Source organism: Thalassotalea castellviae (assembly GCF_031846185.1).
In the GTDB taxonomy this organism is placed as follows: Bacteria; Pseudomonadota; Gammaproteobacteria; order Enterobacterales; family Alteromonadaceae; genus Thalassotalea_H; species Thalassotalea_H castellviae.
Genome location: NZ_JAVRIF010000007.1, coordinates 138,384 through 152,008 on the forward strand (window position 1 = coordinate 138,384; position 13,625 = coordinate 152,008).

The 13,625-nt window shown below is 35.9% G+C and carries 14 protein-coding genes; 9 read left to right on the forward strand and 5 right to left on the reverse strand.

Going from position 1 to position 13,625, the window contains the following annotated elements:
* Window positions 1-45 precede the first annotated feature (45 nt).
* On the reverse strand, window positions 46-945 hold the full coding sequence (locus tag RM573_RS13060) for a hypothetical protein (RefSeq protein WP_311582780.1): 900 nt from the start codon (window positions 943-945) through the stop codon (window positions 46-48).
* Window positions 946-1,278: 333 nt separating this feature from the next.
* Here RM573_RS13060 and RM573_RS13065 point away from each other — a divergent pair, with 333 nt between their 5' ends.
* Entirely contained in the window at window positions 1,279-1,458 is a 180-nt protein-coding gene (locus RM573_RS13065; RefSeq protein ID WP_311582784.1) for a hypothetical protein, read from the forward strand.
* Window positions 1,459-3,475: 2,017 nt separating this feature from the next.
* Here RM573_RS13065 and RM573_RS13070 read toward each other — a convergent pair.
* Window positions 3,476-4,066 (reverse strand): TetR/AcrR family transcriptional regulator, encoded by a 591-nt coding sequence (locus RM573_RS13070; RefSeq protein WP_311582787.1) that lies wholly within the window; start codon window positions 4,064-4,066, stop codon window positions 3,476-3,478.
* A 290-nt stretch (window positions 4,067-4,356) separates the two neighbouring features.
* Here RM573_RS13070 and RM573_RS13075 point away from each other — a divergent pair, with 290 nt between their 5' ends.
* Window positions 4,357-4,905: a carboxymuconolactone decarboxylase family protein gene (locus RM573_RS13075; RefSeq protein WP_311582790.1), complete on the forward strand. Its 549-nt coding sequence runs from the start codon at window positions 4,357-4,359 to the stop codon at window positions 4,903-4,905.
* A gap of 153 nt (window positions 4,906-5,058) precedes the next feature.
* On the forward strand, window positions 5,059-5,283 hold the full coding sequence (locus RM573_RS13080; protein WP_311582793.1) for a glutaredoxin family protein: 225 nt from the start codon (window positions 5,059-5,061) through the stop codon (window positions 5,281-5,283).
* Between the two features lie 7 nt (window positions 5,284-5,290).
* Here the strand turns inward: RM573_RS13080 and RM573_RS13085 are convergent, their stop codons facing one another.
* Together RM573_RS13085 and RM573_RS13090 are read right to left on the reverse strand one after the other, a co-directional pair.
* Window positions 5,291-6,007: an META domain-containing protein gene (locus tag RM573_RS13085; RefSeq protein WP_311582797.1), complete on the reverse strand. Its 717-nt coding sequence runs from the start codon at window positions 6,005-6,007 to the stop codon at window positions 5,291-5,293.
* A gap of 178 nt (window positions 6,008-6,185) precedes the next feature.
* Window positions 6,186-7,010, reverse strand: coding sequence for a DUF2306 domain-containing protein (locus RM573_RS13090; RefSeq protein WP_311582801.1), 825 nt, complete (start codon window positions 7,008-7,010; stop codon window positions 6,186-6,188).
* A gap of 419 nt (window positions 7,011-7,429) precedes the next feature.
* On the opposite strand from RM573_RS13090, the gene RM573_RS13095 reads away from it, so the two are divergent.
* Entirely contained in the window at window positions 7,430-8,146 is a 717-nt protein-coding gene (locus tag RM573_RS13095; protein ID WP_311582806.1) for a porin, read from the forward strand.
* Window positions 8,147-8,252: 106 nt separating this feature from the next.
* Here the strand turns inward: RM573_RS13095 and RM573_RS13100 are convergent, their stop codons facing one another.
* Window positions 8,253-8,885 carry a flavin reductase family protein gene (locus RM573_RS13100; protein WP_311582809.1) on the reverse strand — a complete coding sequence of 211 codons (633 nt, stop codon included), beginning with the start codon at window positions 8,883-8,885 and terminating at the stop codon, window positions 8,253-8,255.
* Between the two features lie 235 nt (window positions 8,886-9,120).
* On the opposite strand from RM573_RS13100, the gene RM573_RS13105 reads away from it, so the two are divergent.
* The 5 genes from RM573_RS13105 (at window position 9,121) to RM573_RS13125 (ending at window position 13,471) form a co-directional block, all read left to right on the forward strand.
* Window positions 9,121-9,483 (forward strand): HopJ type III effector protein, encoded by a 363-nt coding sequence (locus tag RM573_RS13105; protein ID WP_311582811.1) that lies wholly within the window; start codon window positions 9,121-9,123, stop codon window positions 9,481-9,483.
* A 219-nt stretch (window positions 9,484-9,702) separates the two neighbouring features.
* Window positions 9,703-10,614, forward strand: coding sequence for a DUF2785 domain-containing protein (locus tag RM573_RS13110; RefSeq protein WP_311582814.1), 912 nt, complete (start codon window positions 9,703-9,705; stop codon window positions 10,612-10,614).
* Between the two features lie 311 nt (window positions 10,615-10,925).
* Window positions 10,926-11,147, forward strand: coding sequence for a hypothetical protein (locus tag RM573_RS13115; RefSeq protein ID WP_311582816.1), 222 nt, complete (start codon window positions 10,926-10,928; stop codon window positions 11,145-11,147).
* 122 nt (window positions 11,148-11,269) lie between these two features.
* The gene (locus RM573_RS13120; RefSeq protein ID WP_311582819.1) at window positions 11,270-12,064 is read left to right on the forward strand and encodes a DUF1835 domain-containing protein; all 795 of its coding nucleotides are present in this window, start codon (window positions 11,270-11,272) and stop codon (window positions 12,062-12,064) included.
* Window positions 12,065-12,217: 153 nt separating this feature from the next.
* Complete coding sequence (locus RM573_RS13125) at window positions 12,218-13,471, forward strand: lytic murein transglycosylase (RefSeq protein WP_311582822.1); 1,254 nt, start codon at window positions 12,218-12,220, stop codon at window positions 13,469-13,471.
* Window positions 13,472-13,625 lie beyond the last annotated feature (154 nt).

The window sequence follows — 13,625 nt, forward strand, 5'->3', positions numbered from 1 at the left end:
CAAAAAGAAGTTTGTTTGATGAGTATATAGCTCCCATCTATTTATTTATATATTGCTAAGTTTTATTTTTATTGGGTTATCAATAGATAATGCTTTGTTATCTTTTGGATCCCAGTCTAATTTGGTCAATTTTGTTAATACATCAGGCATGTCGAATTCTTCATCAAAAGAAAGTACTTTTTCCAAGCAATTTAAAGTTGTTTTTATTTCATAGATAACCTGAACAATGTTAACTTCATTTTTTTTAAGCTTCTCTTTTAACGAGACGAGGGAATATTCAGTGTCATTGAATTTAAAACTATTTCTAATATTTAGTAATGTTTCATATGTAACCAATATAAGGTTAAATGACTTATCTGTGTATTCATTTTCTGTGAATTCACTATTTTTTAACGAATCTACAAATCGTTCTAATTCCATAAGCGTTTGATGAATTTTTTGTAAGGCGACTATTAAGTTTTTAATTAGATTTTCATCAATACGGTATGAGCCATCTTTGGAATTTGGAAATAACATTTTATGTAGCTTTCTAATACTTACAAACTCTTTATCAATGTTTTCATCTTTTAACATGCCATTGAATTCTTCAAGGTGCTTGTAATAATTAACAAAACTATTATGCCCTTTACTTGCCTTAATTTGTGCTATGGTTTGTTCTGAACGGTGTTGGGCAGCGTAAATCGCACCAAATGGGATTAATAGTGATAGTACACCTAAAGGTAATTTATAGCTTGTAATGAAGGTTTCAAAACAAGTAGCAGACATACAGCCAGTATATTTTTCTGTTGTTGTAACTCCGAATATTAAAATTATTGAAGTAATAAGAATTATTGAAAAAGTGAGCCAAACAATACCTAACTGGAAAAAGCTTTTATAAGGAGAAAATACGCGATACTCCTTAAATTTACTCCAATACAATTTCATTTTATTCCATTCAAATGTCATATTGAATTATTCCTTTATACTTGATTTTTATGAAAATATAACACAAAGATGAATTAAAGGGGGCGGTGACATTTGATATTTATTATCGTTATTAGAAAAAAACTTTCTAATCTTTATTTAATTAAAGGGGTCGGTGACAGTTGGTAATTGTTATCACTTAAAAATAAACCCTTTATAGTATTGGTTTCTTCTCATAATTGTATTGTCGCGGTGGCGACGACACCCAAAGGGAGACTGCCTCCGGCCTCCCTTTGGAAACCCTCGGAGCTGCTGAAAAATGTATTCTTCTTAAATTTAACCTGCGATAAGCTATCACTCAGAAGGCACATCCATGTGCCACTTCGCTTTGCTATCATCCATGATAGCAATAGCAGCGCAGGTTCTATTTATTCAGCATTTTTCCAAGCAGAGTTTATGCTTCGTTCTAGTTTTTATTTAATTGCTAGATTGCTCTTTGTATTAGGTTCATTTCTTGATGTGACCTCGCTATCGAAACGAGATGTGCAGTTTTAACCAATCCCCATCTCAGGGGAATTAAAGGGGTCGGTGACATTTGAAATTAAAGGGGTCGGTGACATTTGATATTTATTATCATTATTAGAATTAAAGGGGGCGATGACGTTTAATTAGTAAAATTGTCGCGGTGGCGACGACACCCAAAGGGAGACTGCCTCCGGCCTCCCTTTGGAAACTCTCGGAGCTGCTGAAAAATGTTGTTCTTCATTCATCATCAATATTCGAGCTAACGTTCAGATAGCACATCCATGCGCTACTTCACTTTGCAGGCGTCCTGCCAGCAATAGCTGATATTGATTATTCATTCAGACATTTTTCCAAGCAGAGTTTATGCTCCGTTCTAGTTTTTATTTAATTGCTTGATAGAAATAAAGGGGTCGGTGACACATGCGTCTCATTCGTATTCTATGGCAATCAATGGGATCAGATCGTTTGATTTGTTCTTGTTAAATACTTTCTAATATTACTTTATATTCTCATTAAATAATTAAAGGGGGCGGTGACGTTTAATTAGTAAAATTGTCGCGGTGGCGACGACACCCAAAGGGAGACTGCCTCCGGCCTCCCTTTGGAAACCCTCGGAGCTGCTGAAAAATGTAATCTTCTTAAATTTAACCTGCGATAAGCTATCGCTCAGAAGGCACATCCATGTGCCACTTCGCTTTGCTATCATTCATGATAGCAATAGCAGCGCAGGTTAGATTTATTCAGCATTTTTCCAAGCAGAGTTTATGCTCCGTTCTAGTTTTTATTTAATTGCTTGATTGCTCTTTGTATTAGGTTCATTCCTTGATGTGACCTCGCTATAGAAGTGAGTAGGGCGGATTTAACCTTTTCCCATGTCAGCGGTTTGCTAAATTACTAGCAATGGTAGACCTCGACCCGAGACATGGATGTCGAGGGCTGCCGCGCGGAGGGACGAGCATTCGGCAGGTATCGAGGTTTACGCTAGTTGTTTAGCAAAGTATTCCGCTGTTGGGGCGTCGGAGGGGTTCCAAGGGGAGGCACGGCGGTACGTCGGCCCTTGGGTGCTGCGGCCACCGCCGCAATATAATCCGAAATTTCAATAAATCTAGAAAGTATTTTACTGGTTAATGAGAAGTTAAGCTTGATTAGCTAGTTAACTATAGAAACGAGCAGGGCAGTTTTAACCATTTCCCCATCTCAGTGGTGAAGGATTTATTTTTAAAGTCGTTAATCGTGTTTTTAAACTGGAGCCAGCGCAGGTACGAACATTTGACAGTTTACGATTATGACTAAAAATTCATGCTTCAGTTTTCACTGAGTCGGGCACCGAGGGGGATGCAAGGGGGAAATGGGTGTTCTTTCCCCTTTGCGTGCTGTCGGCACACCGACAATATGACTAGAACAAAAAACAAATCTAGAAAGAATTTTACTGGTTCATGAGAAGTTAAGCTTGATTAGCTAGTTAACTATAGAAACGAGCAGGGCAGTTTTAATCATTTCCCATCTCAGTGGTGAAGGATTTATTTTTAAAGTCGTTAATCGTGTTTTTAAACTGGAGCCAGCGCAGGTACGAGCATTTGACAGTTTACGATTACGACTAAAAATTCATGCTTCAGTTTTCACTGAGTCGGGCACCGAGGGAGTTGTTAGAGGGAAACGGTGTTATTTCCCTCTATCGTGCTGTCGGCACACCAACAATATAATCAGAATATTTATTTAAGCTAGAAAGAATTTAACTAGTTTTGTGAATTGTTATTGATCAATACTTTAAATTCTCACGGTATAAAACAGTTTAATGTCGCCACCGCCGCAATATAATCAGAAAGCATAACTAGGATAAAAAGTATTTTTCTCGATAAATACTTTTAAATTTAGAGCGTTATCTGCGAGCCTATTAAAGCGATAGGAAACCAACGGGTTAGGAAATCAAAAGGCTCAGATCATTTAAATAATTCGGTAACAGACTGTTCATTAGTTGATACTAAAAGCGCTTGTAAAAGCTATGCACGCAAAGTGAAATTACCTTTGCAACGAAAAAGGCTAGTCGTTAAGCGTTAAACGGGTAATGATCAAAACACTCGTTAATCATTTTATCTAAATTACATTCAACGCCATCTATTTTGGCAAACGTTCTAAGTCCTGCTATTTGTACTTGAAGATACTTAGCAAGCTCTAACGCACTTTTTTCACTATTTATTTCGCCCAGCTCTTTTGATTGTTCAATCAGCTTTGCGAATTCTTGACTTATTTCTTCAATGTGAGCTTTGGTGATATCAAGCAGTTCTTGGTTGTCGCTAGTGAGTTCATTGATGGTTTTTGTCAGCATGCACATACTGTTAGGTGCATCTTCTTTCGTGGTGATTACTTGATACTTTACAAAGTCTTTCAATGCTTCAAGAGGAGAGTCTTTCTCTTGTTCATATTGGTGTATTAGACTAATACCTTTGTCTGTGTAGTTTCTTAAGGTTTCAATAAATAATCCATCTTTATTTCCAAAAGCAGCATAAATGCTACCCGGCCGCATATCAATTTCATCTTGTAAGTTCCGCATAGACGTAGCATTAAAACCTTTTTTCCAATAAAGGTTAGTTGCTAAATCTATTACTTCTTGACGATCAAACTTTGCTGCTTTTGCCATGGTTTTTGAGAATCCAAATATATTGTTGAACAACCGTTCAATTATAGAGGCGTTCATTGTGAAGGTAAAGTAAACCGCTGCTAACACAGAAAATTTTGTTTACGGCGAAAATATACTTTCCTTTATAACCAATTAAAACAGCCAGATAAAGTAAAATTACAAATTAATGAACGATCGTTCAAAATAATTATTGAACGGTCGTTCAATTACGTTTATAGTTTGGATCATCAACAGACATTGTTAAGAACATTCACTCAGTTTTATTAAGCATATGTATTTTGGAGAAACAAATGAACGAATTTACACGACACACTATTGACACTGCGCCACAAGAGAGCAAAGCATTTTTAGAATCATCTAAAAAAGAAATGGGGGCTGTGCCTTTGTTATATGCTGTGATGGCCGAATCACCTGAAATATTAAATGCCTATAAACAATTGCATCAGCAATTTACTGCTACGTCTTTCGACAATGAGGAATTAACGGTTGTTTGGCAGACGATAAATGTTGAACATGAATGTCAATATTGTGTGCCGGCACACACTGCTATTGCAAATATGATGCAAGTAGATTCAGCAATTACAGAAGCGTTGAGAAATAAAGAAGAATTACCTAGTAAAAAGTTACAAGCATTGCATGAATTTACTTTAGCGGTTGTTCGTCAACGTGGCTTTGTTACTAAAGAGCAATTGAGCACATTTTTTGCTGCTGGATATCAACAAAAACAGGTTTTAGAAGTAATTTTAGGACTATCGCAAAAGGTGATCAGTAATTATGTTAATCATGTTGCTGAAACTCCCGTCGACCCTTTATTTGAACAATTCGCTTGGTCTAAATAAAGTGGAGTGGTTAAAGAGATAGGTTTACTGTCTCTTTAACGTCAAAATCAATGGGGTCGGCGTATTTGATTTTATCTTCTGTTCGTTATTCGCTTTTGTTACCTTAGGTAATTCGATAAAATAAGTGTCTTTAAAAACTTAGCAAGGTTCAAAATGAAACGCGTTGTTTTGTATATTTCCGATAAATGTCCTCACTGCCGTGAAGCACAAAAATATTTAGATGATAACGGTATTAAATACCGATTAACTAATGCCAAAATGCAACGTGGTCGAAAAGAATTAGACGCTATCGGTGCTCGAACCGTTCCTGTTCTTAAAATTGGCAATGAAATTATGATTGGTTGGAACTTGAAAAATTTTAAAAAGATCTACGGCTAAGAGCAAATTACATGATGGTTTTACACCGCATTGCTTTCATTCGACCTACGGTCCATAAAGCATTATCCGCTTTGCCTTGTAAACTGAATTTACCATTAGTGTATAAAAATCCTGAGGCCGATGGCGTTTGAGGTAAGGTGACCGATTTATTATCACTTAATGTAACTATAGCCATATTATCATCACTGTTCTGAGATCCATGCTCGACAAATGAAACGGTTAAGCTTGTATCTCGTTCACAGGTATAGTGGACTATTAACGATGGTGATTTTTCTGAAGTTTTTTTACCACGATTAAAAGTAATGGTTTGATTGTCTTGCGCATCAAAAAAAGTAAGATGACCAGCTGAGTCAATCTGATATTTTGTTGATAATGCCAAAGCATTTAAATAGAGGTGTTCACTTTTCATTAATAATGGTGAACAAGCCATTCTCGTTGACAGACTTTTATCAATCGATATTTTATTTTCATCAATGGTTAATTGGCTAGCGTATTGATTACAGCCACTTTTACCGCTGATTTTATTCTTTTCTACTACCCTCAACGTGATATTCACATTATCAAAAAGTGGTTTGTGATAAATGGTTTCGACCCACCATGTATTTTCGATAAAGATGTTTTTTTGTTCTTGAATTGCCAATGTGTCGCTTGAGGAAGTGGCGGTGTGATGCGTACAAGCCATAAAGAATAATAACGAAGAAAGTATCAGTGCTATTTTGAGCATAATGAGTCCTAACGAGAAAGTATTGTGATCATTTTTTGAAAGGGTAAGGGTAGAGACAGATGTGACAATATGCAATTATAAATATTATTATAATGAATAAAAAACATTTGAATTTACACGATAAAAAAACCGCATTATCGAATGGTTAATACGGTTTTATGCATTTTACACTCATTGATTAGAATCTAGGTAACCACATTCCCATTGTCGCAGATAAAATTCCACCTATTGTCGCGAGTGTTAGTAATAAAACGACTATCGCTGTTATCATTTTTAAAGATGTGCTTTTACTGTCTTGCGCATAAAAATAGAGTTGAGCAAATGCTAAAGGTACGCCGTATTGAGCAAAGCCTAAAAAGGTAAGAAACGGACCCGTGAATGTTTTTGGGTCAAATCCTACCGGCGCCTGATGGATCATCAGCCATAACATTAAACTGATTCGGAAAAACCATACGCCGCCCATAACTAAAAATAAGCGAATTGCCCAACGACGATGTACTTTAATGTTTCTTTTAATCGCATTGTAAACGGCTAAACTGGCAAAAATCATGATGAGTATCGCATTGATACTTATGCTGTATTTACCTATTTCAGCTCCTACTGTTCCTCTTGTCCACACCATGTATAAACCACCGATACTCAAGATAAAAGCGGTAAAAATATATATACGACCTAGCAATCGGTGAAAAGCTGGCGCGTTGTTTCTTATTTGTCCAATGAACTGTAATGGCCCCGCCACTAATACAATGAATGCAAGTAGTAGATGGACTCCTACTGCAAGGTTGCCAACAAAATCACCCTCAACATATCCATGAGGCATGACTTCGTTCCACTGTGAAATATCGCCATTTAATGTAGCGCCGCCATAGAACAAGCCGACGTAAGCAGCAAATATCCATTGTCCCAAAACAGCCGTGATAAACCATGCTTTTACGCTATTCGTTAACCATTTGTTGGCATTAATTGATACCGTTTCTGTGCTCATTAGAACTGAATTAGTCATCTTTCCCTCTAAATCATTTTTATAGTTTTATATTTTGTTCTTTAGAGCAGAAAGCATACCAAGTTAAAAAGCTATAAATTTCAATGGGGTAAATAAGTTATAAAACGATACTTTTTGAAAATGGCTAATTTTATTACTTTTTGTTCATTATTTAGGTTTTTCAACAGCAATCTGTAGTTACCTAAACATTTAGCTTAGAAATAAAATAAAAATGCCAACTAACACAGTTAATGACTATTTATAGGTTTGAGTGTAGCCGTTTTAATGATTGATAATTTAGATTGGGTGGTAAAATTTAATCTTACAAAATCTCACATTCTTCTTGCATTTCATCAACAAATTACAGCAGGAATCGAACACAAGCTATCTATACCATGCTTGCATAACTGATTAACACAACAAACACAGGGAATACTTTTATGAAAAAATCACTTATCAGTATGGCATTACTTTTAGCTTCTACAGGCGTTTTCGCTGGCAATCAATCTGATTCTAATTATCCTGAAAACCCAATTTTAAGACCATTGACTTTAAATGATGGCACAATTGCTGTTAGCGGAGCAATTTCTTGGGGTGAAGAAAAAGATAAAAGCAGAGGTGAGCTTAACTTAAATGCGGCTTATGGTTTAACTGATGATCTTACGATAGGTTTCGCTGGCCTTGATTACCGAGTGCTAGCTAGGAATAATAATCGAACGGGTTTAGAGTTGGCTGTTGGCGTAGGCTTAAGAGGTTTTCAAGAATCAACGAGTAATGGAGATGCTATTGGCTATGGCGCCGATTTAAATGGTAAATATGTTTTTAATCAAGATATTGCCATGACTTTTTCATTAGGTCACGTGATTTGGGATGAAGAGCACTTAGCAAATAAAAGTGAAAATCGATTTTCTGTCGGTGTTCAAAGTAAAGTGGCGAAAAATTGGACTGCTTTTACCAACTACACTTATCGTGATTTAAAAGGCTTTACCCAAGATAAGGCTCATAGTGTGCATTCTGGATTAAACTATACATTGAGTAATAATATTGATGTTGGCATGTATGCAAGTTATGACAATTTTGAAGCGCAAGAAAATGGCTATGATTTAAAAAATAATTTTGATCGTAGCCTTGGATTATACCTAACTTATCGTTTTTAATTTTGGCATATGAATCGAACAATTTTTCTGAATTGTTAATCGAGCACTCATTAACAAGCGGCTGAAACATTAGTTTTCAGCCGCTTATATTTGTTCTTGTACCACTCTATTTAGGTCGAGCTTTTTTAAAAGGTGTGGTGATCCCTGAATACTCATTTGCCCCTAATCTTGCTAATGGTTTTACAATATCGGCGTTTATTTTTATCCGGCCATCATGTAGTGTGCTAATTTTTGAGCTGACATACAATTGTTTAACTTCAACAAAAATAAGGGTTTGTGGTATCTCACCAAGTTCTTTAATTTCATAAAGTTCGCAACCATAAGCAATGTCACATTGGGCGAGTCTAGGCAAATCAAAATGTTCAAATGGTACGGTTGTCAGTGCTTCATTATCAACTAATTCGATTTCAGACTCGCCATGTGGCAATGTGGCTGCCGTTTGTGTAACTAAGTCTGCTTGGTTTTCGCTGGCTATATGTATCACTATTTTTCGGGTTTTCAAGAGATTGGTTAACGTATCTTTTGGCTCTCCCGTTGGTTTTTTACCTACCGAAATCATCAATAAGGCAGGGTCACTTGAGATTGCCGTAAAGTATGAGAAGGGCGCTAAATTTAAGCTTTCTGGTGAACCATCTATATTTGAATTAGTCAGCGCCCATGCAATAGGGCGTGGAATGATGGTTTGTGTCATTAAATGGTAACGTTGAGTTGCGTTGTGATCTGCAAAGTTGATGTTCATAAAAAGTTACTTTAAGTCGCTAATATTATGGTAAAACAATATCATATCACGCTATTTTAAAACGGTTATAGGAGTTTTAAATGACTTTTATGCATCGTAATAGCGTCTAATTAGCGTTGAATGTTTAACACATGTTAGTCGATATATTTTAAAGGTATATTTAAATATAAACCGTTCATAGACAAAATTTTTAATTGCGAGAAAATATCCCTACATTTTACCTAAACGCAATAATATGACTTTATCAATCGACGCACTAAATTCGAAATTAAACGCTTCAGAGCCATCTATCACGGAAAACATTACTTTTGAAGAGGTAATTGCCGTAATATCAGCTAATTACCATTACCAACCTTGCACATTTTATAATGGCGACATTGTCAACCAAGCTGGTACAAACGAAGGCTCATGTAAAATCTTTGCTTATGCTCAGCTAAATAATTTATCTGAACAAGCAACGTTACATTGTTTCGGGCAATATTATCGTGAAGATGTATTGAAAAATCCCACCGGAAAAGATCATGGCAACATTCGAAACTTTATTAAAAATGGTTGGCCAGGCATCACTTTTGAACAGGCACCATTATCGTTAAAATAAAAGGCTTAAACTGAGTTAAAGCTATAGTTTTGATCTTTATTGCGTCACTAACATCCAACCTCAAGCAGTCTTTTTAGGCTGCTTTTTTGATTGTCTAGTAAAAGACCTGTTACATAATTAAATTAAAAACGAGTAAAGTTATGAGAAGATACCCTTGTCGATAATTAAAATAATAAGGCAAGAATGATGAAAACAATACCAATCCTGTTAAGTTGCGTAATGCTAGTTTCTTTTAACACAGCTACATTGGCGGCAGACAAAAACATCGTTGATGCGGCGAATGTCGCGAAACGATGTCAAACATCAACATATGATAAAAAGGCATTATTATTGCTGAAAGAGCAAAATTTTTTAATTAAAGATACCGAAGAAAAAACCGCTGTTGCTAAACAATTACTAGATTGTTTAGCAAGCCCTGATCCAGTACTTAGGGACGAAATTGCTTTTACTGGTTTGAGTCAATGGCTTAGAGCGAATGATTTTAATGCCGATTTTTACCTTGCTATGTTAACAACCTTAAGCAATGTTATTAGCGCCGACGTGAAAGATGAATACAGTGTCTATCAACCTTTTGCCATATTAATGCTGTCAGAAGTGGCGAGAGTTGATAGAAAATCTCCTTTTTTAACTGACGTAGCTCGGGAAAAGCTTGTTGCATTAGGTACAAAATTTTTACGTTCAGTTGATGATTATCGCGGTTATCATGCAACCATTGGCTGGCGACATAGTGTTGCGCATACCGCAGATTTAATGCTGCAACTGTCATTAAACCCAGCAATAACCAAACAGCATTTAGATCACATGTTATCTGCGTTATTAAGCCAGGTTGTTGCGAAAAACGATCATTTCTATATTTATGGTGAACCTAAGCGCTTGGCAATGCCTGTTATTTATATTTTTCTTAATGACGAGTATACGATAGAAAACTGGCAGACTTGGCTGAATGATTTAACAAATCCAGCACCTTTAAAGTCTTGGGGCGAAGTCTATTCAAGCCAAACAGGACTAAGTAAACTGCATAACACGCAAAACTTTTTATTCGCTATTTATGCGTTAATCAAAAATAGTAACAACGAACGGTTATCACAAATGGTACCAGCGTTAGAAAATGCCATTAAAAAGATCCAATAATCTTTGAATTTTTTCACTGCCATATGCTCTGTCGACGTTCGATAAACCTAATGTTTCATCGTTTTAAATTAACAATATGTTTATCAGCGTTGCTAATAGCTTTTTCTACAGTCTTATCCCTACTATATTTTCATTATCTGTTTTCACTAAGTTTATCGATAACGTTAATCGTTATTGTTTTGCAACTTACAAAACAATTTGTCCATTATAGAATTACCCTCCCTTTTGTATAAAAAGTAATCAATGGTGCTATACTCAAGTAGTTTACTTAACTTTTTGTTTTTAATTCATGCTAAGTAAAGGAGATGATAATGGAAACTTCAATTAGCACTCGGTCATCGGTTAGTCAGCAGTTAAAGCAGCAACAAGAAACCGTTGACCAGCAAAAATTGCAAGCCGAGCAAGTAAAAAATCAACAAACTCAAGCAAAAAAGACTCAAGAGCTACAAGACGAACAAAAACAGCAACAATTAGCAACGAATAAACAGAATCTAGATGAGCGGCGCGGTAATAATGTTGACGTGAGTGTCTAAATTTAACTTTTACGTTTGTTTTTGAAAGAGCTCTCTGTGTTGTTTATGTGAGGATTATTGCCAATACTTAACTTGTTTTCATGATAAAGTAATTATTATGAATAATTCCTAATTTCAATCTTATGCCTCAATTTCATCCTATTGGCGCTTCTCAAGCATTTAAGTCTCAATACCACATTCTAAATGGTGATTCGCTAAAGTTACAATTTCCTCGAACAATAGGGGGAGAAATTATTGTTGCTCGAGAATGTTTAGTTGATGGTAATGTGCAAGGCCATGATTTTGACTCGCTGATGAATAATAGAGCTAACTTTATTGGTCAGTTTCCTGAGTGTACGCCTGAGGACTATTATGTAAAGACAGTACCTGAATTCAAGAAAATTATCTCGCTAAATTCAGGCAGTGAAATAACTTGTTGGTTTGAGGATGACTTGTTTTGTCAGGCTAATTTTTGGTACGTATTATTTTTATTATCGCAAAAAAACACTGAGCGTGAATACCGTATTTTTTTAGCTAGACCGAATAAAGGTAATGAATATAGTTTTGGTCATATGTCACTATCAGAGTTAACGGAAGCTTTTAACAATAGAAGGCTTATCTCTGCCGAACAGGTAGCAATGTTAAGAGAGCTTTGGCCAAACTATCAAAACAATGATCATGATAAACTGCGCGATATTGCCAAAAGACTTAAAGATCACTTTCCTTTTTTATTACCCGCTGTTAACGCGCATATTGCCAGAACGCCAGACGAAAATGGCTTGGGTTATCCAGAACGCGTACTGCTTGAAATTATTAACGCACAAAAAACACCTACTTTTAAAACCGTGTTTCGTGTATTTCATCAACGAATGTCATTATATAGTTTTGGTGATTTACAAGTGAAAGTGATGTATGACCGTTTAATGAATGCAAAGTAAATCTAAGAAATGATAAACGAATACCATTAAACAGCTGGACAAACTTTCATTTGGGTACTGACATTTCCATTGGTATTACATAGAATCAATTTATTCAGCGATATTTCTCCGTAATTTGTTCTCAAAATAATTATGATGTTTAGGATACAAACCATGATGAAGTCGGTTTCAACCGTTAATAAAATTATCTTTACAGGTATGCTCAGTACTTTCTTTCTCTCTTCTTCGTATGCTGATGAGCAAGCAGAATCTTCCGCTTTACATTCAGATTTAACAGTAAAACCAACTTTTGCACAATGCCAAGATCGCTTTCTAGAGCAAGCAAAGCAGCAAGGTTTTAGTGACGATATTAACGAAATTATTCATCAATTAACCCCAATTAAACGCGTGTTAACACTAGATAAAAATCAAGCTGAGTTTGCCGAAAGTTTTGCGCAATATGTCAATAAACGAGTATCTAATTATCATATTAAAAATGGTAAGCGTTTATTAAATAAACATGCTGAATTATTTAATCAATTACAGGCTAAGTACGGTATTCCTCCACAATACCTTGTTTCATTTTGGGGACTAGAAACAGTTTTTGGTAAACATAAAGGTAAAATGTCGGTTTTAAATTCTATTGCGACATTAGCGTGTGATAATCGCCGTAGTGAGTACTTTACCTCTGAGTTATTCGATTTATTTTCGATGATTGATGAGCAGCGTGTAGCGGTAGAACAATTACAAGGATCATGGGCTGGCGCAATGGGGCATATGCAATTTATGCCTTCTGCTTATCGTAAATATGCTATTGATGGGGATGGTGACGGTAAAGTAGATGTTTGGCAAAGCGAAGCGGATGCGATAACAACTGCGGCAAATTACCTCAACAAAATAGGCTGGAATAAACAAGAGCGCTGGGGAAGAGAAGTAAAATTACCCGAAAATTTTGACTTTAGTGCCATCGCTTATGATAAACGATACCCATTATCTATTTTTAAAACACTTGGGGTGAAACAAAGTAATGGCAAAGCTTTGCCTGATTATGATATTCACGCTGAGTTAGTGTTACCGAACGGGCATCAAGGTCATGCATTTTTAGTTTATCGTAATTTTGACGTTATCATGAAGTGGAATTTATCAAAAAATTATGCACTTTCTGTTGGCATTTTAGCGGATAAACTCGTTGGCGGAAAAGGCGTTAGCTCAGTGAAAGCCGCTAAACCATTGCAATTTAGTCGTGTGCAAATGCAGCAACTACAAACAAAGCTTAATGAGTTAGGTTTTGAAACCGGTAAGCCCGATGGTATTTGGGGGCCGAATAGTCGCAAAGCAATTCGAGCGTTTCAGCTGGAAAAAAATCTGATCGCCGATGGATTTCCTAACCAAGAAGTTTTTAATTCACTAGGTCTTACACAAAGCTAACCACTACGGAATGTTGTTTATCATCATTATTGATTGTATTTTTATAATATTTTCATGTGGTTAATCTGTTTATTGAGTTGAAATATTAAGTGATAATCGGCCATTGTCACTTAATTAAATAATATTCAACAATAAAGCTTTTCCTAGCTATTCT

Bases quoted from the DNA above. Each gene is read 5' to 3' on its own strand.
- RM573_RS13060 (WP_311582780.1), bottom strand. From the start codon at position 945: ATGACATTTGAATGGAATAAAATGAAATTGTATTGGAGTAAATTTAAG.
- RM573_RS13070 (WP_311582787.1), bottom strand. From the start codon at position 4,066: ATGGCAAAAGCAGCAAAGTTTGATCGTCAAGAAGTAATAGATTTAGCA.
- RM573_RS13075 (WP_311582790.1), top strand. From the start codon at position 4,357: ATGAACGAATTTACACGACACACTATTGACACTGCGCCACAAGAGAGC.
- RM573_RS13080 (WP_311582793.1), top strand. From the start codon at position 5,059: ATGAAACGCGTTGTTTTGTATATTTCCGATAAATGTCCTCACTGCCGT.
- RM573_RS13085 (WP_311582797.1), bottom strand. From the start codon at position 6,007: ATGCTCAAAATAGCACTGATACTTTCTTCGTTATTATTCTTTATGGCT.
- RM573_RS13090 (WP_311582801.1), bottom strand. From the start codon at position 7,010: ATGACTAATTCAGTTCTAATGAGCACAGAAACGGTATCAATTAATGCC.
- RM573_RS13095 (WP_311582806.1), top strand. From the start codon at position 7,430: ATGAAAAAATCACTTATCAGTATGGCATTACTTTTAGCTTCTACAGGC.
- RM573_RS13100 (WP_311582809.1), bottom strand. From the start codon at position 8,885: ATGAACATCAACTTTGCAGATCACAACGCAACTCAACGTTACCATTTA.
- RM573_RS13105 (WP_311582811.1), top strand. From the start codon at position 9,121: ATGACTTTATCAATCGACGCACTAAATTCGAAATTAAACGCTTCAGAG.
- RM573_RS13110 (WP_311582814.1), top strand. From the start codon at position 9,703: ATGCTAGTTTCTTTTAACACAGCTACATTGGCGGCAGACAAAAACATC.
- RM573_RS13115 (WP_311582816.1), top strand. From the start codon at position 10,926: ATGGAAACTTCAATTAGCACTCGGTCATCGGTTAGTCAGCAGTTAAAG.
- RM573_RS13120 (WP_311582819.1), top strand. From the start codon at position 11,270: ATGCCTCAATTTCATCCTATTGGCGCTTCTCAAGCATTTAAGTCTCAA.
- RM573_RS13125 (WP_311582822.1), top strand. From the start codon at position 12,218: ATGATGAAGTCGGTTTCAACCGTTAATAAAATTATCTTTACAGGTATG.